At 43.9% G+C, this 21,000-nt stretch carries 23 protein-coding genes; all 23 read right to left on the bottom strand.

The window, feature by feature from the left end:
- Window positions 1–4 precede the first annotated feature (4 nt).
- The 23 genes from topA to fabD all read right to left on the bottom strand — a co-directional run bounded on the left by topA (window position 5) and on the right by fabD (window position 20,989).
- Window positions 5–2,074, bottom strand: a complete 2,070-nt coding sequence (topA, locus tag JV16_RS01060) for a type I DNA topoisomerase (RefSeq protein ID WP_021094222.1) — start codon at window positions 2,072–2,074, stop codon at window positions 5–7.
- Between the two features lie 104 nt (window positions 2,075–2,178).
- On the bottom strand, window positions 2,179–3,066 hold the full coding sequence (dprA, locus tag JV16_RS01055; RefSeq protein ID WP_021094223.1) for a DNA-processing protein DprA: 888 nt from the start codon (window positions 3,064–3,066) through the stop codon (window positions 2,179–2,181).
- Window positions 3,067–3,124: 58 nt separating this feature from the next.
- Window positions 3,125–4,027, bottom strand: a complete 903-nt coding sequence (sucD, locus tag JV16_RS01050; protein WP_009732873.1) for a succinate--CoA ligase subunit alpha — start codon at window positions 4,025–4,027, stop codon at window positions 3,125–3,127.
- 19 nt (window positions 4,028–4,046) lie between these two features.
- On the bottom strand, window positions 4,047–5,207 hold the full coding sequence (gene sucC / locus JV16_RS01045; protein WP_021094224.1) for an ADP-forming succinate--CoA ligase subunit beta: 1,161 nt from the start codon (window positions 5,205–5,207) through the stop codon (window positions 4,047–4,049).
- A gap of 118 nt (window positions 5,208–5,325) precedes the next feature.
- Entirely contained in the window at window positions 5,326–5,592 is a 267-nt protein-coding gene (locus JV16_RS01040) for an EscU/YscU/HrcU family type III secretion system export apparatus switch protein (protein WP_021094225.1), read from the bottom strand.
- Entirely contained in the window at window positions 5,589–6,755 is a 1,167-nt protein-coding gene (locus tag JV16_RS01035; RefSeq protein WP_021094226.1) for a hypothetical protein, read from the bottom strand. The genes JV16_RS01040 and JV16_RS01035 overlap by 4 nt, the downstream gene beginning before the upstream one ends.
- Window position 6,756: 1 nt before the next feature.
- On the bottom strand, window positions 6,757–7,521 hold the full coding sequence (locus JV16_RS01030; protein ID WP_165551138.1) for a ribonuclease HII: 765 nt from the start codon (window positions 7,519–7,521) through the stop codon (window positions 6,757–6,759).
- A 73-nt stretch (window positions 7,522–7,594) separates the two neighbouring features.
- Window positions 7,595–8,449, bottom strand: coding sequence for a ribosome biogenesis GTPase YlqF (gene ylqF / locus JV16_RS01025; protein WP_200861316.1), 855 nt, complete (start codon window positions 8,447–8,449; stop codon window positions 7,595–7,597).
- A gap of 15 nt (window positions 8,450–8,464) precedes the next feature.
- Window positions 8,465–9,016, bottom strand: a complete 552-nt coding sequence (lepB, locus tag JV16_RS01020) for a signal peptidase I (RefSeq protein WP_021094229.1) — start codon at window positions 9,014–9,016, stop codon at window positions 8,465–8,467.
- A gap of 72 nt (window positions 9,017–9,088) precedes the next feature.
- Entirely contained in the window at window positions 9,089–9,433 is a 345-nt protein-coding gene (gene rplS / locus JV16_RS01015) for a 50S ribosomal protein L19 (RefSeq protein ID WP_003394943.1), read from the bottom strand.
- Between the two features lie 125 nt (window positions 9,434–9,558).
- Window positions 9,559–10,296, bottom strand: a complete 738-nt coding sequence (gene trmD / locus JV16_RS01010; RefSeq protein WP_042533860.1) for a tRNA (guanosine(37)-N1)-methyltransferase TrmD — start codon at window positions 10,294–10,296, stop codon at window positions 9,559–9,561.
- Window positions 10,293–10,814: a ribosome maturation factor RimM gene (gene rimM / locus JV16_RS01005; RefSeq protein ID WP_305956497.1), complete on the bottom strand. Its 522-nt coding sequence runs from the start codon at window positions 10,812–10,814 to the stop codon at window positions 10,293–10,295. The genes trmD and rimM overlap by 4 nt, the downstream gene beginning before the upstream one ends.
- The gene (locus JV16_RS01000; RefSeq protein WP_021094232.1) at window positions 10,814–11,197 is read right to left on the bottom strand and encodes a YlqD family protein; all 384 of its coding nucleotides are present in this window, start codon (window positions 11,195–11,197) and stop codon (window positions 10,814–10,816) included. Before JV16_RS01000 ends, rimM begins: the two co-directional genes overlap by 1 nt.
- Window positions 11,198–11,245: 48 nt before the next feature.
- Window positions 11,246–11,473 carry a KH domain-containing protein gene (locus JV16_RS00995; protein ID WP_009732863.1) on the bottom strand — a complete coding sequence of 76 codons (228 nt, stop codon included), beginning with the start codon at window positions 11,471–11,473 and terminating at the stop codon, window positions 11,246–11,248.
- A gap of 3 nt (window positions 11,474–11,476) precedes the next feature.
- Window positions 11,477–11,749: a 30S ribosomal protein S16 gene (gene rpsP, locus JV16_RS00990; RefSeq protein ID WP_004891099.1), complete on the bottom strand. Its 273-nt coding sequence runs from the start codon at window positions 11,747–11,749 to the stop codon at window positions 11,477–11,479.
- Between the two features lie 95 nt (window positions 11,750–11,844).
- Entirely contained in the window at window positions 11,845–13,185 is a 1,341-nt protein-coding gene (ffh, locus tag JV16_RS00985) for a signal recognition particle protein (RefSeq protein ID WP_042533857.1), read from the bottom strand.
- A gap of 12 nt (window positions 13,186–13,197) precedes the next feature.
- Window positions 13,198–13,530 carry a putative DNA-binding protein gene (locus JV16_RS00980; RefSeq protein ID WP_042533855.1) on the bottom strand — a complete coding sequence of 111 codons (333 nt, stop codon included), beginning with the start codon at window positions 13,528–13,530 and terminating at the stop codon, window positions 13,198–13,200.
- 71 nt (window positions 13,531–13,601) lie between these two features.
- Window positions 13,602–14,600: a signal recognition particle-docking protein FtsY gene (gene ftsY / locus JV16_RS00975; protein WP_021094236.1), complete on the bottom strand. Its 999-nt coding sequence runs from the start codon at window positions 14,598–14,600 to the stop codon at window positions 13,602–13,604.
- 6 nt (window positions 14,601–14,606) lie between these two features.
- Window positions 14,607–18,167, bottom strand: a complete 3,561-nt coding sequence (gene smc / locus JV16_RS00970) for a chromosome segregation protein SMC (protein WP_042533852.1) — start codon at window positions 18,165–18,167, stop codon at window positions 14,607–14,609.
- 59 nt (window positions 18,168–18,226) lie between these two features.
- A complete protein-coding gene (rnc, locus tag JV16_RS00965; protein ID WP_042533851.1) occupies window positions 18,227–18,943 on the bottom strand; it encodes a ribonuclease III in 717 nt (238 codons plus the stop codon).
- Window positions 18,944–19,012: 69 nt separating this feature from the next.
- Entirely contained in the window at window positions 19,013–19,249 is a 237-nt protein-coding gene (gene acpP, locus JV16_RS00960) for an acyl carrier protein (protein ID WP_003394967.1), read from the bottom strand.
- A 58-nt stretch (window positions 19,250–19,307) separates the two neighbouring features.
- Window positions 19,308–20,051: a 3-oxoacyl-[acyl-carrier-protein] reductase gene (gene fabG, locus JV16_RS00955; protein WP_042533849.1), complete on the bottom strand. Its 744-nt coding sequence runs from the start codon at window positions 20,049–20,051 to the stop codon at window positions 19,308–19,310.
- Entirely contained in the window at window positions 20,048–20,989 is a 942-nt protein-coding gene (gene fabD / locus JV16_RS00950) for an ACP S-malonyltransferase (RefSeq protein WP_042533847.1), read from the bottom strand. Before fabD ends, fabG begins: the two co-directional genes overlap by 4 nt.
- Between the last annotated feature and the right edge of the window lie 11 nt (window positions 20,990–21,000).

Below are 21,000 nucleotides of genomic sequence, written 5' to 3'. Positions count from 1 at the left end.
CACCTTACTGTTGTTCGTTATATTCACATTGTGTACATTGAACGTGCACGGTCTTTTTCCCTTTTTTCTCAACGAGCATGCCCCCGCATTTTGGACACGGTCGATTGATCGGTTTATCCCATGAAACGAAATCGCACGTTGGGAAACGATCGCAACCATAAAACATGCGCTTCTTTTTGCTTTTTCGTTCGACGATGTTTCCTTCATGACAGCGCGGACATGTCACACCAATATGTTTGACGATCGCTTTTGTATTGCGGCATTGTGGGAAATTTGAACAAGCGATAAACTTTCCGAAACGCCCCATTTTATATACCATTGGGCTTCCGCATACATCGCAATCGACACCGGCTGATTCATCTGCTATTTCGACTTTTTCCATTTCAACTTCAGCCACTTTTAACCGTTTTTCAAACTCGCGATAAAATTCATCAATGATGCGTACCCATTCGACTTTCCCTTCTTCGATGTCGTCTAAGTTTTTTTCCATTTTTGCTGTAAACTCGACGTCTAAAATTTCCGGGAAAAATTGCATCATTAAATCAAGGACAATTTCCCCAAGCTCTGTTGGGACGAATCGTTTGTTCTCAAGCGTCACATAATTGCGCTTTTGAATCGTATCGAGCGTCGGGGCATATGTCGATGGACGACCGATGCCGAGCTCTTCTAACGTCTTGACAAGGCGCGCTTCCGTATAACGCGGTGGCGGCTGTGTAAAATGTTGCTTTCCTTCAATATCTTTACTAAATACGCGCTCCCCTTCAACAAAGTCTGGCAATAATCGTTGCTGTTCATCTTTCGGATCGTCTGTTCCTTCCACATATACTTTCATAAAGCCTGGAAATTTGACTGTCGAGCCAGTCGCACGAAAGACGACTGAACCGTTTGAAAGTTCGACCGCGACCGTATCGAGCAAAGCTGGAGCCATTTGACTGGCGATAAAGCGCTCCCAAATGAGTTTGTACAGCTGATATTGATCGCGTGTCACATGCGGCTTAATGGCGCTCGGATGACGCCAGACGGACGTTGGGCGAATCGCTTCGTGCGCATCTTGCGCGTTCGCCTTTTGTTTTTCTTTTCTTTTTTCTGTTGCTACATATGATGTACCGAACGTCTGTTCAATATACTGAATCGCCTCTTGTTGAGCGCTCTCGGATACGCGCGTCGAGTCTGTACGCATATATGTAATTAAACCGACAGTTCCTTCACTTCCTAGATCAATTCCTTCGTATAGCTGTTGTGCGACCATCATCGTCTTTTTCGTGCGAAAATTCAACTTCCGTGCCGCCTCTTGTTGCAATGACGATGTAATGAATGGTGCAACCGGATTGCGCTTTCGCTCTTTTTTCGTTACCGATGTGACGACAAATTCATTGCCTTGCATATGGCTTAACACATGTTGTACATCTTGTTCTGTTTTTAAATCGAACGTTTCGTTGTCTAGACGATAAAATTGCGCTTCAAATGTGTCATTGCCTTTGACAAACGTCCCTTGAATCGTCCAATATTCTTCTGGTTGAAACGATTGAATTTCTTTTTCACGATCAATAATTAAGCGAAGCGCAACAGATTGCACACGCCCTGCGCTCAACCCTTTTTTTACTTTTTTCCAAAGCAACGGGCTAATGTTGTAGCCGACAAGGCGATCGAGCACGCGCCGCGCTTGTTGTGCATGAACTAAATGCATATTAATGGCGCGCGGTTGTTCAAACGACTGTTTAATCGCATCTTTTGTAATTTCGTTAAATACAACGCGACATGGGGAGTCGGTGTTTAAATCAAGCAAATGTGCTAAGTGCCAAGCGATCGCTTCTCCTTCGCGATCCGGGTCGGCGGCAAGAAATACTTTTTTTGCCTTTTTCGCTGCTGTTTTTAACTCTTTAATGACCGAACCTTTGCCACGAATCGTAATATACTTCGGTTCATAATCGTTTTGTATATCAACGCCCATTTGACTTTTTGGCAAATCGCGCACATGCCCCATCGATGCTTTTACTTTATACTTTTTTCCTAAGTATCTTTCAATTGTTTTCGCCTTTGCTGGCGACTCTACAATGACTAAGTAGTCTGACATCATTTTGTCCTCCCTTAAGAGGTAATTCGTAAAATAAAATCTTCATTATTATTAATGATGATTCGTTCATTTGTCAAACATCATTTTTCGATTTTTTCTTTCGCTCATGTAAAAAGATGTCGAAATTCCTCTTCGATATCATCGCTTGATAAGATTAATTTCGCTCCTTGTTGGATTAACCGGTTCGTCCCGTGCGCTTCTTTTGTCGTGATGTCACCTGGGATCGCAAACACGTCTCTTCCTTGTTGTAGCGCAAAATGGGCAGTAATGAGCGAGCCGCTTCGCTCTTTCGCCTGCACGACAACCGTGCCAACAGACAAACCGCTAATGATCCGGTTGCGCATCGGAAAATGCCATGTTTGTGGGCGAACAAACGGCGGATACTCAGAAATAACGAGTTGTGTTGTCGCTAATTGTCGAAATAATGATTCATTTTCAGGAGGATATATATAACGCAATCCCCCTGCCATGACCGCAATGGTTTCACCGTTATGGCGTAAACATAAACGATGCGCTTCCGCATCGACACCTTTCGCTAATCCGCTCACAATGACCCACCCGTGTTGGATGAGCGGCGGAAGAACGATGTGCATCGCCGCCATTCCTTGACGAGTTGGTGTTCGTGTCCCGACGACGCTTATTAATTTTTTCCGCTTCAACAATTGCACGTTTCCCTTCGCATATAGTACCCAAGGCGGATCGTATATATGTTTGAGCCAATCTGGGTATTCATCGTCCTTAATTGTCACAATATGAATGTTTTGCTCCTCATATGTTTTTATCATACGTTTCAATTTGTGACAATGCAAATCATGGAAAAAAACAGCGAAATGTTTTTCGGGGATGGCCAGTAATCGTTGAAGTTGATGAGAAGAAAGATGAAAAATCGAGGTAAGGGATGGATCAACATCAAGCAAGCGCGCGATGCTTTTCCATCCGATCCCACGACAATGATGCAAATGAATAAGCCTTTCGCGAGCTGTATCGTACATCATACCCCTCCTTTGATAAAAATCGTCCTAAGGTCTGCTCCTTAGGACGATTGGACGATTAATGTGTTTTACACTTCTCGTATAAACCGCGTTCTTTTAATACAGAGATGAGCGTTTCACCGATCACAGATGGCGTTTCAGCCACTTTAATGCCGCATGCTGTCATCGTTTGAATTTTTTCTGCGGCTGTTCCTTTGCCACCAGAAATAATCGCACCCGCATGTCCCATGCGCTTTCCTGGAGGAGCTGTTTGTCCACCAATAAAGCCGACAACCGGTTTTGTCATGTTCGCTTTGACCCATTCTGCCGCTTCTTCTTCTGCTGTTCCACCAATTTCACCGATCATAATGACCGCATATGTGTCTTCATCTTCGTTAAACGCCTTTAATACGTCGATAAAGTTTGTACCGTTCACTGGGTCACCACCAATGCCAACGGCTGTCGATTGACCGATGCCTGCTTGTGTTAATTGGTGAACAGCTTCATACGTCAACGTACCAGAACGCGAAACAATACCGACGTGACCTTTTTTATGAATGTAACCTGGCATAATGCCAATTTTACATTCTTCCGGTGTAATGACGCCAGGGCAGTTCGGACCAATGAGACGCGTTTTCTTTCCTTCCATATAGCGCTTCACTTTCACCATATCTAATACAGGAATGCCTTCTGTAATACAAACAACTAAGTCGATTTCTGCATCGACAGCTTCCATAATCGCATCCGCAGCAAATGCCGGCGGAACATAGATGACAGAAGCGTTCGCTCCTGTTTTTTCAACCGCTTCGGAAACCGTATCAAATACAGGCACACCTTCTACTTCTGTTCCACCTTTTCCTGGTGTGACACCGCCAACGATGTTTGTGCCGTATTCGATCATTTGTTTTGTATGGAACAATCCTTGTGAACCTGTAATTCCTTGCACGATTACTTTCGTATCTTTATTAACAAAAACGCTCACGTTTCTCCCATCCCTTCTATTAGCTTACTAGCGAAACGATTTTTTGCGCGCCGTCTGCCATCGATTCAGCGGCTGTAATGTTTAGTCCAGACTGTTCTAAAATCTTTTTCCCTAATTCGACGTTTGTTCCTTCTAAACGAACGACGAGCGGAAGGTTTAAACCGACTTGTTTTGTCGCTTCAACAATACCGTTTGCGATCACGTCGCATTTCATAATGCCCCCGAAAATGTTCACGAAAATGCCTTTTACTTTCGGATCAGATAAAATGATTTTAAATGCTTCCGTTACTTTCTCTGTCGTCGCACCGCCACCAACATCTAAAAAGTTTGCTGGCTCGCCGCCATAATATTTAATAATGTCCATTGTCGCCATCGCTAAGCCCGCACCGTTTACCATGCAGCCGATGTTTCCGTCAAGCGAAATGTAGTTTAAATCATATTTTGATGCTTCAATTTCTTTCGGATCTTCTTCGTCTAAATCGCGATATTCTAAAATGTCTTTATGGCGATATAACGCGTTAGAATCAAAGTTTAACTTCGCATCGAGCGCCATCACTTTTCCGTCTCCTGTAACAACGAGCGGGTTAATTTCAGCGATCGAGCAATCTTTTTCGACGAATACTTGATATAAGCCTAACATAAATTTGACCGCTTGGTTGACAAGCTCTTTCGGAATGTTGATGTTAAACGCCATGCGGCGCGCTTGAAACGCTTGTAAGCCGACAGCTGGGTCAATGTACTCTTTAAAAATTTTCTCTGGCGTTTTTGCTGCTACTTCTTCAATTTCTGTTCCGCCTTCTTCAGATCCCATTAAAACAACGCGGGATGTCGCACGGTCAACAACAAGTCCGATGTAATATTCTTTTTTAATGTCGCATCCTTCTTCGATCAAAAGACGTTTCACTTCTTTTCCTTCTGGACCTGTTTGGTGCGTAACGAGCACTTTTCCTAATAGCTCACTCGCATATGTACGAACTTCTTCTAAACTTTTTGCGACTTTTACACCCCCTGCTTTTCCGCGACCGCCGGCATGAATTTGCGCCTTGACGACACAAACGCTACTGCCAAGCGCTTTCGCTGCCTCGACCGCTTCTTCAACCGTAAACGCCACACGGCCGTTCGGTACGCTCACTCCGTAGCTTCTGAGGATCTCTTTTCCTTGATACTCATGAATATTCATACCCCATCCTCCTATGTATAAAAATAAAAGTACTAGCGCTTTCATTGTATAATGATACTTTGTCAGTTGTCTACCATTTAGACAGAAAATTCTTTAACAAAAGAAAAAGAAGCGACGGTCACGAGCGCTCCTCTACCTTCTTTTCTATTTGATAAATAAATGCAAATACTTCAGCAACGACTTTGTACAGCTCCTCTGGAATCGTTTCGTTCAATTGTAATTGACTAAGCATCATAGCGAGCGTTTGATCTTCGTAAATCGGGACGTCGTATTGTTTCGCGCGTTCAATGATGCGCTCGGCAACCATTCCTTCCCCTTTTGCCACAACGACGGGGGCAATATGTTGTTCGTTGTACGACAAAGCAACGGCACGTTTTCGTTTCATACGCGATAATCGACTCCTTTATAAGAAAATGGTTCAACAAGTAACCGTTCGCTTCGCTTGTTTATCGGCAGTTTAACGGAAACGGTAGAAAGCGTGTAGCCATGTTCAGCAAGCTTCTCCTTTAATGACGGCTCAAGGGCGGATGCGTACAGTTCTACATGGGGCGTGTCGTTGATGATCGAAATATGAACGATGCGTTGTTGAATGTGAACGTCTACAATCGTTTCTTTTAACGTCGCCATCGTCAAATAAAATAAAATGCGACAATAGTCTGTATCCATTTTTCCGTTTTCTCGTTGTTTTCCGCGCCATTGAATCGTCACATCTGTTGCATGCGTCCCGATGAGTAACGGAAATTGCGTAAATATATGTTGGAGCGAATTGCTGTTTGTTGATAACAACTGATATGCTTTCATCCGATCAAGTAATGCGGTGATCTCCGCTTTCAACTCACCTGTTGCTTCTTCTGCTGCTGTTTGCAATAAAACGAGCCATTCATCTTGTTGTTTCATCGTTTCTTCGAGCAATCGTTGCATATGTTCAGGCGAAAAAGAGGAAAGCGTTGGTATATGACGCAAATGAGCAGAAAGTGTCGCTAACGTTCCTTTCGGATGAGCGCGATCAATGAGCGACGCAAGCATAAGCCGTTGTTCATATAACGGCTGATCATGTTGTAAAGTGACGAGCGCACGAAACACATCGTCATGAAGCGGCAAATCGTGCATCAATAGCCATTTGATTGCTTGCACCTCTTTTTCACCGCCTGTTCGCAACCATTGCCGAATGAGTGCCATGTCGTTCTTTTTAAACGAAAATGATTCATTCATCATCCAACGAACGAGCGCTTTCGTTTGTTCATTCTCTGGTAGACGAAAATGGCGAATGACGCTTTCTTCATCTGTCAGTTTTGCTGGACGAGGCAATATGTTCAGCTCAAGCGGCATCGTCTTTTGCACTTGAAACGTATATGTTCTACCTTCTTTGACAGGTGAATGCAATTCTGCTGTCAGCGTATAACTTCCGATGCGAACGAGCGCTGTTTGATCTTCATTGATTTTTTCGATTTTCCCGTAAATCATATCGCCAACTTGAAACGTCGGCCCTTTCGGCAGGCGAACCGCTTGCCGATCGTCAACTAACGTACGCAGCCATTGGACGTTCATTTCATTCCCCTCGTTTCATTCGCTCACGAATTGGCGCAAAAGAACGACGATGTTCTTCCATGACACCATATCGTTCAATCGCTTGGATATGCGCTTTCGTTCCGTATCCCATATGTTTCTCAAATCCATATTGTGGATATTCCTCTCCTAGCTGTTTCATCATCCGATCGCGCGTCACTTTTGCTATAATGGAGCTTGCCGCAATGGATGCACTGTGCGCATCTCCTTTAATGATGGATGTTTGCGGAATAGATAGCGGAATGTGCATCGCATCAATAAGCAAATGTTCAGGAGCGATCGGAAGCGCTTGAACGGCTTGCACCATCGCTTTTTTCGTCGCTTCGTAAATGTTTAACTCATCAATTTCACGGGCGCTCACTATGCCGATGCCGATCGCGAGCGCCGTTTGTTGAATAATAGAAAACAATTGCTCTCGCTTCGTTTCCGATAGTTTTTTCGAATCGTCCAAATGAGGTAAAAACACGTCTTTCGGCAAAATGACCGCAGCGGCAACGACTGGGCCAGCGAGCGGACCGCGTCCAACTTCATCTACGCCAGCGATGTAGCGCACTCCTTTTTCATATAGCGCCTGTTCATATTGCAACATATGCGAAAAACGTTCCCTTTCGCGTTTTTCTGCTTCTTTTTGTTTATACCATTGTTGAACGAGACGTTGGACACCTTTTCGCTCATCATGTAATAGTTGTTGAAACCATTCATCTGTTTCATCATGAATCGTTTGTAGTCGTTGTTTGATCTCTTGCATATTCACGCTCGATCACTCCTTACATGTTATATCGGCAAATTGGCAAAAAAATAAAGGCCCGCTTATGCGAACCTTACAGGCGATCAAAACTGAGCCGTCCTAATTTTTCTGTGCGAATATCGCGCAACACAAGCTCAGATACTTTATCGTAATCCACGACGCCTCCAGCAGCTAAACAGCCTCGTCTTTTCCCGATTTCATCAAACAATACAACAATGTCTTCTGGAATATCTGAAAGCGCGTACCGTTCTTTTAAACGGTCAGGATAATGGGCAGCTAAAAAGCGCAACGCATATACGGCAACATCTTGTAAATTTAAAATCGTATCTTTAATTGCCCCTGTTGTCGCAAGCTTCAATCCGACTTCTTCGTCTTCAAACTTCGGCCATAAAATCCCTGGCGTATCAAGCAGTTCAAGTTCTTTGCCGACTTTAATCCATTGTTGTGCTTTCGTCACTCCTGGTGTATCGCCCGTTTTGGCAATATGTTTTCCTGCCAGTCGGTTAATGAGCGTCGATTTCCCGACGTTTGGAATACCGACAATTAACGCGCGCATGGCGCGAGGACGTTTAATTCCTTTAGCCATCATTTTTTCAAACTTTGGGCGCAACTTCTCTTTTGCGACCGTCACAATTTGCTTCACGCCCGTTCCGCTTTGCGAGTCGATCGCAATCGCTTCGATTTGTTGCGCGGCGAAAAAATCAATCCATTGCTTTGTGACGTCTGGGTCAGCCATATCCGCTTTATTTAACAACATGATGCGCGGCTTATTTGCGACAATTTCATCAATTAACGGATTGCGGGATGACATCGGAATGCGCGCATCAACAAGTTCAAATACGATATCAATGAGCTTTAATTTTTCTGTTACTTCTCGTTTCGCCTTCGCCATATGGCCGGGAAACCATTGAATCGTCATTGCTGCCACCTACTTTGTATGATGTTATTCAACAATTCGCGCATCAGAAAGGGGCCAATAGACGACCGACGTTTTGCCTACAACTTTATCCATTGGAATAAAGCCGATATGACGGCTATCTTTGCTGTATCGACGATTATCTCCGAGCACGAATAAATGACCTTCTGGAACTGTTTTTTGTCCCCATAGTTCTTCAAGTGTAAACGACTCTGTTAGCGGGCCGTCAAATACTTGCTTTTTCTCTTCGTCTAAATAAGGCTCTTTATACGGCTTTCCGTTCACATATAACGTATCATTTTTATATTCAATGCGATCGCCCGGCAGCCCAATGACGCGCTTAATATAGTCTTTTCCTTCTTCTGCATGGAACACAATAATATCAAATCGTTCTGGTTCGCCAATTTTGTATGCTATTTTATTGACAATCATACGATCTTGGTTATGTAATGTCGGCATCATCGATTCCCCTTCAACGATAATCGGGGCAAAAATGAAATAGCGAATGCCTCCTGCTAACGCCACCGCAATAACAATTGCTTTCAGCCATTCAAACCATTCGTTTTTTTGTTTTTCCATCCGTCTCCCACCTATATGATAAATGTTGAAAAAGGAGCTTGATGATCAAGCTCCTCGCAATCATTTCTTTTGTTAGATGATTTCTTTGATGCGTGCTGCTTTACCGCGGAGTTGACGCAAGTAGTACAATTTCGCGCGACGAACTTTACCGCGACGAACAACTTCTAATTTCGCAATCTTCGGCGTGTGTAATGGGAATGTACGCTCAACACCTACACCGTAAGATACTTTACGTACTGTAAATGTTTCGCTAATTCCACCACCACGACGCTTGATGACAACGCCCTCAAATACTTGGATACGCTCACGGTTTCCTTCGACAACTTTTACGTGAACGCGCACTGTGTCACCAGGGCGGAATTCAGGAAGATCGTTACGTAGTTGTTCTTTTGTAATTTCTTGAATTAAATGATGCATCATATTCATCTCCTTCCAACAGATGCTCTTGCTTATGTTTATCGTTCATAGCAGCGGAACATCGTTTTACGTGCGACGTAAGTCACAACGTTTATACTAGCATAAAGATGTATCGGATGCAAGAGTTACCGCTCATTTTTTTCCCATTGTTCAATCCATTTTTTTTGCTGTTCTGTTAGTTCATACGTCTCAAGTAAATCCGGTCGTCGCAACCACGTACGACGCAACGATTCTTTTTGACGCCACTCTTCAATTAAACGATGGTTGCCAGAAAGAAGAACGTCCGGTACTTTCATGCCTCGAAAATCCGCAGGACGCGTATAATGCGGATGTTCAAGTAAGCCAGAGCTATATGAATCATGGACAGAGGAATGTTCGTTGCCGAGCACGCCCGGAAGCAAGCGAACGACGCTATCGATGACGACCATCGCCGCCAGCTCTCCGCCTGTTAACACATAATCTCCAATTGAAATTTCATCCGTTACGACATGCTCACGAATGCGCTCATCGTATCCTTCGTAATGGCCGCAAATGAAAATTAAATGTTGTTCTTTGGCGAGTTCCTCCGCCTTTTTTTGTGTGTAGCGTTCTCCTTGTGGGCAAAGTAAAATAATGCGCGGGCGATGTTCGCTCTGTTTCGTTAAATGATCGACCGCATCGAAAATCGGTTGTGGTTTTAATACCATCCCAGCGCCACCGCCATAAGGATAGTCATCTACCGTTTGGTGTTTATTATCGGCAAACTCGCGGAAATTGACGAGCTGAAACGTAACCGCTCCTTTTTCTTGCGCCCGTTTCAAAATCGACTCTTGAAGCACGCCAGTAAACATCGTTGGAAATAAAGTGAGCACGTCGATTTTCATTCGTCAAGCAATCCTTCCATAACATGAATGGTAATCGTTTTATTTTCGACATCGACTTGTTTGACGACATCGGCAATGTAAGGGATAAATACATCTCCGCCTTTTTTCCGTTTCACGACCCATACATCGTTTGCCCCTGGCGTTAAAATTTCCTTTACTTCCCCAATCGTTTCACCATCTTCGGTCACAACTGTGCAGCCGATAATTTCGTGGAAATAATATTCTCCTTCATCAAGCGGTTGAAGTTGGCTTTCTGGTACTTTAATCATCGCGCCTTTAAATTTTTCAACTAAATTGATGTTGTCATATCCTTCAAACGTCAGTAAATCAAACGACTTATGAACACGATGGCTCGCCACTTTCACTTCAATTGGCGGCTCGTTTTCCATAAAAATATATAGTACATTTCCGATTTTATACCGTTCTTGCGCAAAATCTGTGCGTGAAATAACGCGCACTTCACCGCGAATGCCGTGCGTATTGACAATTTTTCCGACATTAAACCATTTCACAACGATCACCCCTCGCGTATGTCGACAACAATTCCATCTTCAATAATAATCGTTTTTTGAGGCGACCAACGATCACCGATGTGAACGTCGATAATCGCTTCCACCTCTCGTTCTTTTATTTCGCTTCCTATCGGTAATATGTGCAATTGTTCGAGAAGGAAGTCAAGTTCCGCTATTTTTTGACGTCGAACTTGCATTTCTCGCTCAAATTTTTCTTTAATTTGTTTCGGTGGAAACGATGTTTGCTTTTCCATTCGTTTTTGTTCAAAAATAAGCTGTTCACATTGTTGTTCAAGCTGTCGTTTTTGTGCCGTCAATTGTTGAATAAGTTGTTGCTTACTTTTTTCCGTCAATCGTTGTCTTACTTCAACCGTTTGAATAATTTTCATGGCGCACCGCCTTTCTGAACGAAAAAAGGGGAGGTATCTCCCTCTCCCTTACTCTTCGATGCGTACGTCTATTCGCTTCTTCGACTCGTTTGCTGCTTGAACAACGGTGCGAATCGCTTGAATGATTCGTCCGTTTTTTCCGATCACTTTTCCAACGTCTTCGTGATGAAGGGCAATCGAATATGTGATCGATTGTTGCTGTTCCGTTTCGCGAATGACGACGCATTCCGGATGATCGACAAGTGACCGAACAATCGTCTCAAGCAACGTTTTCATACATTACTTTCCGTACTTTAAGTTGTGGAATTTTTCTAAAATTCCCTGTTTTGAAAGCAAGTTGCGCACCGTATCAGATGGTTTCGCACCGTTTTGCAACCATTTTAATGCAAGTTCTTCGTTAATTTTAATTTCTGCAGGCTCTGTTAACGGGTTGTATGTGCCGATTGTTTCGATGAAACGACCGTCACGTGGAGAACGAGAGTCTGCAACAACGATACGATAAAATGGTGATTTTTTTGCACCCATACGTTTTAAACGAATTTTTACTGCCATAATTGTAGCACCTCCGAAAATATTTCACACAAGATAGTATATTAGCAATAAACGTTTTGTTTGTAAAGTGTTTTTTCTTAACACTATCATTTTGTTTACATGAACGGGAAACGGAACCCTTTCTTTTTCCCTTTTGGCATAGTTGTCATCATTTTCATCATTTTTTTCATTTCGTCAAACTGTTTCAACAAGCGGTTGACGTCTTGAACCGTCGTTCCGCTTCCTTTGGCGATTCGCTTTTTGCGGCTTGAGTTAATGATGTCTGGGTTCATTTTTTCTTCTTTTGTCATTGAGCGAATAATCGCTTCGACGCGGCTAATTTGTTTTTCATCAATTTGTAAGTTGTTGAGCCCTTTCACTTTGTTCGCGCCCGGCAACATTTTCAAAATTTCATCAAGCGGGCCAAGTTTGCGCACTTGTCCAAGCTGTTCTAAAAAGTCGTCAAGGGTAAATGAGGCTGTGCGCATTTTTTGTTCGAGCTCTTTTGCTTTTTCTTCATCGACGGCGGCTTGCGCTTTTTCAATGAGCGTCAGTACGTCGCCCATGCCTAAAATGCGCGATGCCATCCGCTCGGGATGAAACGGTTCAAGCGCATCGAGCTTTTCGCCCATACCGACGAATTTAATTGGCGTGTTTGTGACCGCTTTAATCGACAACGCCGCTCCGCCGCGCGTATCGCCGTCGAGCTTCGTCAAAATGACGCCTGTTAAGCCAAGCTGTTCGTTAAAGCTTTGCGCGACGTTTACCGCATCTTGTCCTGTCATCGCATCGACGACGAGGAAAATTTCATCCGGTTTCGTCATTTCTTTGATTTGTTTTAATTCATCCATGAGCGCTTCGTCGATGTGCAGTCGCCCTGCGGTATCGATTAACACATAATCGTGATGTTCTTCTTTCGCTTTTGCGATCGCTTGTTTAGCGATTTCAACTGGGCTTACTTGATCACCGAGCGAAAACACAGGGATGTTCAATTGTTTACCTAGCGTTTCAAGCTGTTTGATCGCCGCTGGACGATAAATGTCAGCGGCGACGAGCAACGGTTTGCGATTATGTTTTTTGCGCAGTAAGTTCGCTAATTTCCCCGTCGTCGTCGTTTTTCCTGCCCCTTGCAAACCGACCATCATAACGACGGTTGGCGGACGGCTTGCGACAGCAATTTTGCTATTTTCTCCTCCCATTAATTCCGTCAATTCTTCTTTGACGACTTTAATGACTTGCTGCCCCGGGGTCAAACTTTTTAACACTTCTTGTCCGACAGCTCGCTCGCTTACTTTTTTCACAAAGTCTTTGACGACTTTAAAATTGACGTCAGCTTCTAATAACGCTAGCCGCACTTCGCGCATCATTTCTTTTACATCGGCTTCCGTGACTTTGCCTTTGCCACGAATTTTATTCATGACATGTTGCAGACGGTCGGCCAATCCTTCAAATGCCATCGTTACCGCCCCCTACTCTAATTTCTCCAACTCCACAACGAGCTTTATCAGCTCTTCATCGTTCGGATAGCGTTCGGCAATATGCGTTTTTAACGAATGCAATAGTTTTTGCCGCTGTTGAAACTTTTGAAACAGCAATAGTTTTTGCTCGTAGTCTTCTAGCATCGCTTCCGTCCGTTTAATGTTATCGTATACAGCTTGACGACTCACTTCGTACTCTTCGGCAATTTCACCGAGGGAGTAATCGTCTAAGTAATAAAGGGACATATAGTTCCGCTGCTTCGGTGTCAACAACGATTGGTAAAAGTCATATAAGTAGTTCATTCTCGTTGTTTTTTCTAGCATGAAACTCCCCCCTGTTAAGTGAAACGCCTTTACATGACTTTAGTGTATATGTTTTAACCGATGCTGTCAAGTTATTCTCCTTGCGCTTCTTCACGTTCCATAAACGATGAAAATAGTCCGTAAACGAATTGTTCTGCTTGAAACGGCTCTAAATCGTCCATTTTCTCACCTAACCCGACAAATTTCACCGGGATGTTTAGCTCGTGGCGGATCGCTAACACGATGCCACCTTTTGCTGTTCCGTCAAGCTTTGTTAACACGATGCCGGTCACATTCGTCGCTTCTTTAAACGTCTTCGCTTGGCTCATCGCATTTTGTCCCGTCGTTGCATCTAACACGAGCAACACTTCATGCGGTGCACCTGGTACTTCTCGTTCAATGACGCGTTTCACTTTTTCAAGCTCTTTCATTAAGTTTACTTTATTTTGCAAGCGACCAGCTGTATCGCACAGCAAAATATCGACGTTGCGCGATTTCGCCGCTTGAATCGCATCGTACATCACCGCAGCCGGATCGGAGCCTGCTGACTGTTTAATCACTTCGACGCCTACTCGCTCTCCCCATACTTCTAACTGTTCAATCGCCCCAGCACGGAACGTATCGCCTGCCGCAAGCATCACTTTTTTTCCTTCGTTTTTTAATTTATACGCGAGCTTTCCGATCGTCGTCGTTTTTCCGACACCGTTGACACCGACAAATAAAATGACCGTTAAACCGTTTGGTTGAATGTTTAATTCTGTCGTTTCATCGCCGCTCGCTTGATATATATCGATGAGTTTTTCGGAAATGACGCTATACATTTCTTTCGGGTCTTGAATGTTGCGGCGCTTCACTTCCATTTTCAACTCATCAATAAAATCCATGACCGTTGCCACACCAACGTCTGACGCAATTAAAATTTCTTCTAGTTCTTCAAAAAACTCTTCGTCCACTTTTCGATAGCGGGCAATTAAGTCATTCACTTTTCCTGCAAAAGAGTCGCGCGTTTTTTCTAAGCCGCGCTTAAACTTTTCCGTCACTGTATCCGCTTGTTTTGCAATTTTTTCTTTTAACTTTTTAAAAAAGCTCACCGTTTCTCATCCTTTCTTTCCAGCTGCTTCTTCCAATCGAACAGAAACAAGTTTCGATACGCCTGATTGTTGCATCGTTACTCCGTACAATACGTCCGCTTCTTCCATCGTTCCTTTTCGATGAGTAATGACGATAAATTGCGTTTCGTTGCTAAATTTCTTTAAATATTTCGCATATCGTTGCACGTTTGCTTCATCTAGTGCAGCTTCCACTTCATCGAGCACGCAAAACGGAACAGGTCGAACGTTTAAAATAGCAAATAAAAGCGCAATCGCAGTAAGGGCTCGTTCACCGCCTGATAATAAACTTAAATGTTGCAGTTTTTTGCCCGGCGGCTGTGCGACGATATCGACACCTGTATGAAGTAAATCGTTCGGATCGGTCAACTTTAAATCCGCTTTTCCTCCTCCAAACAATTCGACGAACACGCGCGCAAATTGCGTACGAATTTGTTCAAACGTCACCGCAAATCTTCGCTTCATTTCATCGTCCATTTCGTCAATCACTTGATAAAGTGTATCTTTCGCGCGTTGTAAATCTTCTTTTTGTTCCGTTAAAAAGCGATGGCGCTCAAATACGCGTTCATATTCTTCAATCGCGCCAAGGTTCACCGTCCCGAGCTCATCAATCGCCAATTGAATGAGCTTTACTTTTTTCCACGCTTCTTGCGCTGGGATGTGAAGCGGAAACGCTTCTTTCGCCGCTTCAAACGATAGTTTATATTCTTCACGAAGTCGATTTAACAAGTGATCTAACTCCATATCAAAACGAGCGAGCTTCACTTCTTCGTCTTTTAACGTATCTGTTAACTGTTTATGTTGACGTTTCAGCTCTTTTATTTCTTTTTCGAGCTGTTCAAGCTTCGTTTGGTATTGTAGTCGTTGTTCACGGCGGCTAGCGATCAGTTGAATCGTCTCTTCTTTTTGCTTCGTTTTTTCTTGGCATATTCGTTCGAGCTGTTGTTCATCTTCCGTTTGCTCGTTCATATGATGAATGAGTTGATGCCGCTCCTCTTCCATTTTTGCGCGCGTTCGTTTCGTTTCTTCCCATTCTTCGACAAGTCGACGCACATGTTGTTCTTCATTTCTTACGTGTTCTTGCTTTTCTGCGAGCGCGACTTTTAAAGCGGTCAGCTGTTCTTGCATTTGTTCTTTTGATTGTTGTTCGAGCTGTTTTTTTTCTGTCCATTGCTGTACTTGCTCGTCAATATGAGCGATTTTTTTCTCTAACTCATCAAGCTGTTGTATGACATCGTGAAGTCGAGCGGTCAGCTGTTGTTTTTCTTCTTCGAGCGTTTGTCGTTCATAGCGATACACAGCTAGTCGCTCATCCATATGTTTTTTCCGAAGATCTAGTTCCGTCCATGCGCTTTTTTCTTCTTGCAGCGCCATACGGTTTGCTTTTAGTTCCGCATAAAGATGCTCTCGTTGCTGTTCTGCTTGGGCGATCGTCTCTTTTTCACGCTGGATGCGCTGTTCGAGTTCAATCGTTTTTCGTTCGATTTCGCGAAAACTTGCTGTCACTTCTTCAAGTTCACGTGTGCGGCTTAATAATGAACTCGTCTGTTTGTTTACCGTTCCTCCCGTCATCGCTCCACCAGGATTCACAACATCTCCGTCAAGCGTGACGAAACGATAGCGATATTGCAGGTGGCGCGCAAGCTCATTCGCTCCTTTTAAGTCGCGCGTAATAATGACCGTTCCAAGAATGTTTGTCATTACTTGCGCGTACGTTGCTTCATACGTAATTAATTCGGAAGCGACGCCAACGTAAGCGGGATGTTTCATCATATCCGCCCGAACAGATGGAGGAAGCGATTTTCCTTGAATGACGTTGAGCGGTAAAAAAGTAGCTCGTCCGTACGCATGTCGCTTTAAAAACTGAATCGCTTCGCGTGCGCTTTGTTCGTTCTCTACGACGATATGTTGCGCTGCTCCGCCAAGCGCCACTTCGATCGCCGTCTCTAGCTCAGACGGCACCGTCATCAGTTCAACGACAGCCCCATGAATGCCTGGAAGGCGATCTTTTGCTTTTAATACTTCTTTTACACCTTGGAAAAATCCAGCGTATTCTTGTTGCATCGCTTCAAGCATTTCTTTTTTTGATTTCATTTTTTGCACGTATTGGTACGCTTCATATAACGTCGCTTCTTTTTTGCGATATTGTTCTTTTTGCGCCGTTAATTGTTGTTCTTTTGCTTTCATTGCTTCTTCTTGCTCGGCGATGCGCTGTTGTAATTTGTGAACAAGCTGTTGCTTTTGTTCCCATTGTTGAACGATTTGCTCGTATGCCCGAATATGCTCGTCGTTTGCAGCGATCAGCTGTCGTTGTTTCTCTTCGTTTTTTTGCAACTGTGCTTCCGTGTGCGTCCGTTCGTTTTTTAACGTCGCTTGTTCATGGACGAGATCGATATATTCACTTTTGAGCCGTTCAATTTCTGCCTCCGCTTTCGGACCGTAAGCAGAAAGCACGTTGTTTTTTTCTTTTAATTCCGCTTGAAGCGCTTGCACATTTGTTTGAAGCTGTTGAAGCAACTTCTTTTTTTCTGCAATAGTCGCTTCCAGTACACGTTCGCGCTCAGCCAATTGGGCCACCGTTTGTTCCATTTGGTGTTGTTGCTTATGGGCGTTGTTTTTTCGCTCTTTTAATACTTGTTTTTTTCCTTCCATTTTTTCTAGCTCTTCGCTCACAAGCAATAACACTTGTTGTAAGCCGTCAATCGACTCATCGAGCGCCGTCAGTTCATGACGCAATTCAGCGATGTGCGCTTCTTCTTTTTGTAGCGTCGTTGCTAATTCGATCTCGTTTTGTTCATGTATAGCGAGCTGTTCTTTTAACGCTTCCCATTTTTCATGTAGCTGTTCAATTTCATAGACGATTAGCCCGACTTCGTATGTTTGTAATTGTTCTTTTTTCTCGATATATTCTTTCGCAATGGACGCTTGTTGTTTCAACGGTTCTAGTTGTTGGTTTAACTCATGTAAAATATCTTGCACACGTTGTAAATGATCTTCTGTTTCGCTTAACTTGTGTTCAGCCTTTTTTTTCCTCATTTTATATTTTAACACACCGGCTGCATCTTCAAAAATCATGCGACGCTCTTCCGGTTTACTGCTTAAAATTTCTTCGACTTTTCCTTGGCTAATGATCGAAAACGCTTCGCGACCAACGCCTGAATCCATAAATAAATCAACGATATCTTTTAAGCGACACGGCTGTTTATTAATAAAAAATTCGCTATCTCCAGAGCGATATACACGTCTTGTTACACTGACTTCTTCGTATTCAAGCGGCAAAAATTGATCGCTATTATCAAGCGTTAATGTCACTTCCGCAACGTTTAACGGCTTGCGCGATTCGCTCCCTGAAAAGATAACGTCTTCCATTTTTGCCCCGCGAAGCGACTTCGCCGATTGCTCCCCAAGCACCCAACGAATCGCATCTGTAATGTTGCTTTTTCCGCTTCCGTTCGGACCGACGATGGCCGTCATCCCCGGAACAAAATCGATTGAAATGCGATCTGCAAAAGATTTAAATCCGATAGCTTCTAATCGTTTGAGGAACACTTGTATCCCCCTTTATCTTAAAGATGTAACAACAAGCAAGGCTGTCCTCTCGCACCGGATCAGCCTTGTTTTGATTGTTTTAGCTTAGCTAATGCCATTTGTGCGGCGCGTTGTTCTGCCTCTTTTTTCGAGCGACCAATGCCAACGCCAAGCTCTTCCCCGTTTAACGATACGCGCGATACGAACTCTTTATTATGTGCAGGACCTCGTTCTTGTAAAATTTTATATTCTAAAACACCATTGCCATCACGTTGTACGAGCTCTTGTAGTTGACTTTTGTAATCCATCACATGAGAAAAAGCACCTTCGCGAATTTTCGGGAACATCGTTTTCCCTAAAAATTGTACAACTGCCTCGATCCCTTGATCTAAATAAAGCGCCCCAATAAAAGCTTCAAACACGTCCGCTAACAACGATGGACGCATTCGTCCCCCCGTTAGCTCTTCTCCTTTGCCAAGCAAAACGAGATCGCCAAACGATAGCGCATGAGCGAACGTAACAAGCGACGGTTCGCAAACGATCGCCGCCCGCAGTTTTGTTAATTCCCCTTCGCTCATTTGCGGAAACTGTTCAAATAAATATTGCGAAACGGTTAATTCAAGGACGGCATCTCCTAAAAATTCAAGGCGCTCGTTATCTTCGTATAGCCGCTTTCGATGCTCATTCACATATGATGAATGGGTAAATGCTTGGATGAGCAATTTTTCATCGCGAAAAAAAATGCCGATTTGCTCTTGAAACTGTTTAAACTTCATGTACGGTCGTTGCTTCGACATGCATATGAACCCCCAACTATAAACGTAAAAAGCATAGAAAGCCCCGCTTACAAAACGGGACTTTGCTTATTATGATAGACGGCTTTTTATGTAGTTTACTGCGTCACCGACAGTAACAATTTTCTCCGCCTCTTCATCTGAAATTTCCATATCAAATTCGTCTTCTAACTCCATAACAAGCTCAACGACATCAAGCGAATCTGCTCCTAAATCTTCTTTGAATGAAGATTCAAGCGTCACTTGTGACTCCTCGACACCAAGGCGATCTACGATAATTTTCGTTACACGCTCTAATACGTCTGCCATTTTATTCACCTCCCCTCAAGCCATTATACTGAATTATATCAGAAAATAAAACGAATTTTTACATGACCATGCCGCCATCGACGTGAATCGTTTGCCCTGTCATATAGCTTGCCCCATCTGAAACAAGAAACGCGACGACATGGGCAATATCTTCTGGATTTCCGAAGCGCGCGAGCGGAATTTGTTGCAACATCGCTTGGCGCACATCTTCGCTTAATTGGTCTGTCATATCTGTCGTAATAAATCCAGGCGCAACAGCGTTCACCGTAATGTTTCGGCTCGCTAGTTCTTTTGCTGCCGTTTTCGTCAGTCCAATGACGCCTGCTTTCGCTGCAACGTAGTTTGCTTGACCAGGGTTGCCGCTCACGCCAACGATCGATGCGACGTTGACAATGCGACCGTACCGTTGTTTCATCATCGGACGGGTGACAGCTTTCGTACATAAAAAGACGCCTTTTAAGTTTGTGTTAATGACTGCATCCCATTCTTCTTCTTTCATGCGCATAAGCAAATTGTCGCGCGTAATGCCTGCGTTGTTTACTAAAATGTCAACGCGCCCCCAGCGTTCAAGCACTTCTTTCACCATGCGCTCGACCGCTTCGCTATTTGCCACATCGGCTTGCACAGCAAACGCTTCGCCACCATGTTCAACAATTTGGGCAACAACTTCATTCGCTTTCGCTTCGCTCCCTGCATAATTGACCGCTACTTTTGCACCGAGGCGAGCGAGATGTAAAGCAATTTCACGTCCGATTCCACGTGACGCCCCTGTCACAATCGCTACTTTTCCTTCCATCTTCATTCTCCTTTCAACGCAGTCACCGTCGCTGCAAACGAAGCTTCATCGAAAATCGAATAGACGTTGACATGACGGTTTATTTTTTTCACTAGACCGCTTAATACTTTTCCAGGACCGATTTCGATGAACGTATGTACACCAAGATCGATCATCGTTTGAATCGATTGCTCCCAACGAACAGGCGAATACAATTGTTCAACAAGACGTTGTTTTATTTCCGTTGCATTTGTCATCGGCTCAGCTGTCACGTTTGAAATGACTGGCACAGCACTTTCTTGAAACGACAGCGTATCGAGCACAGATGAAAACTGCTCTGCCGCTGGCTTCATTAAAATGGAGTGAAACGGTCCGCTTACTTCAAGTGGAATGACTCGTTTTGCCCCTTTTTCTTTTGCAAGTTGTGACGCTCGCTCAACCGCTTCTTTTGCTCCGGAAATGACAATTTGTCCCGGGCAGTTTAAGTTGGCTAATTGAACAGGCGATGATTGTGTCGTCACTTCATCAACGACTTGCTGTAACGTCGTCTCATCCATGCCAAGCACCGCCGCCATCGTTCCTTGTCGTGCTGGAACGGCTTTTTCCATTAATTCCCCGCGCTTCCGCACCGCATATACCGCATCAGAAAACGACAGCACAGACGCTGCAACGAGCGCGCTATATTCTCCGAGGCTATGTCCTGCTACATAATGCGGATGAATACCCGCTTCTTTTACTTTTTGTAAAAATGCGATGCTTGTCGTGAGCAATGCTGGCTGAGCGTTTTCTGTTTTTGTTAATACGTCTTGTGGTCCTTCAAAAATAAGTTGTGACAAAGACATTTGCAATCGTTCATCTGCTTGGCGAAAAATCGATGCTACCTTCTCATCTTTTTCCGCCCATTCTTTTCCCATCCCGACTGTTTGTGAACCTTGTCCTGGAAAAATAAATGCGATTTTCCCCATCACAGCACCTC

Origin of the sequence: Anoxybacillus ayderensis (assembly GCF_000833605.1) — a bacterium.
In the GTDB taxonomy this organism is placed as follows: domain Bacteria; phylum Bacillota; class Bacilli; order Bacillales; family Anoxybacillaceae; genus Anoxybacillus; species Anoxybacillus ayderensis.
The sequence above is the reverse complement of the archived record's forward strand: the minus strand, read 5'-3'. Positions and strand labels throughout refer to the sequence as shown.

Coding starts and splice junctions, on each gene's coding strand:
- topA (WP_021094222.1), bottom strand. CDS start 2,074: ATGTCAGACTACTTAGTCATTGTAGAGTCGCCAGCAAAGGCGAAAACA.
- dprA (WP_021094223.1), bottom strand. CDS start 3,066: ATGTACGATACAGCTCGCGAAAGGCTTATTCATTTGCATCATTGTCGT.
- sucC (WP_021094224.1), bottom strand. CDS start 5,207: ATGAATATTCATGAGTATCAAGGAAAAGAGATCCTCAGAAGCTACGGA.
- JV16_RS01040 (WP_021094225.1), bottom strand. CDS start 5,592: ATGAAACGAAAACGTGCCGTTGCTTTGTCGTACAACGAACAACATATT.
- JV16_RS01035 (WP_021094226.1), bottom strand. CDS start 6,755: ATGAACGTCCAATGGCTGCGTACGTTAGTTGACGATCGGCAAGCGGTT.
- JV16_RS01030 (WP_165551138.1), bottom strand. CDS start 7,521: ATGCAAGAGATCAAACAACGACTACAAACGATTCATGATGAAACAGAT.
- lepB (WP_021094229.1), bottom strand. CDS start 9,016: ATGGAAAAACAAAAAAACGAATGGTTTGAATGGCTGAAAGCAATTGTT.
- rplS (WP_003394943.1), bottom strand. CDS start 9,433: ATGCATCATTTAATTCAAGAAATTACAAAAGAACAACTACGTAACGAT.
- trmD (WP_042533860.1), bottom strand. CDS start 10,296: ATGAAAATCGACGTGCTCACTTTATTTCCAACGATGTTTACTGGCGTG.
- JV16_RS01000 (WP_021094232.1), bottom strand. CDS start 11,197: ATGAAAATTATTCAAACGGTTGAAGTAAGACAACGATTGACGGAAAAA.
- JV16_RS00995 (WP_009732863.1), bottom strand. CDS start 11,473: ATGAAAACGTTGCTTGAGACGATTGTTCGGTCACTTGTCGATCATCCG.
- rpsP (WP_004891099.1), bottom strand. CDS start 11,749: ATGGCAGTAAAAATTCGTTTAAAACGTATGGGTGCAAAAAAATCACCA.
- ffh (WP_042533857.1), bottom strand. CDS start 13,185: ATGGCATTTGAAGGATTGGCCGACCGTCTGCAACATGTCATGAATAAA.
- JV16_RS00980 (WP_042533855.1), bottom strand. CDS start 13,530: ATGCTAGAAAAAACAACGAGAATGAACTACTTATATGACTTTTACCAA.
- rnc (WP_042533851.1), bottom strand. CDS start 18,943: ATGTCGAAGCAACGACCGTACATGAAGTTTAAACAGTTTCAAGAGCAA.
- acpP (WP_003394967.1), bottom strand. CDS start 19,249: ATGGCAGACGTATTAGAGCGTGTAACGAAAATTATCGTAGATCGCCTT.
- fabG (WP_042533849.1), bottom strand. CDS start 20,051: ATGAAGATGGAAGGAAAAGTAGCGATTGTGACAGGGGCGTCACGTGGA.
- fabD (WP_042533847.1), bottom strand. CDS start 20,989: ATGGGGAAAATCGCATTTATTTTTCCAGGACAAGGTTCACAAACAGTC.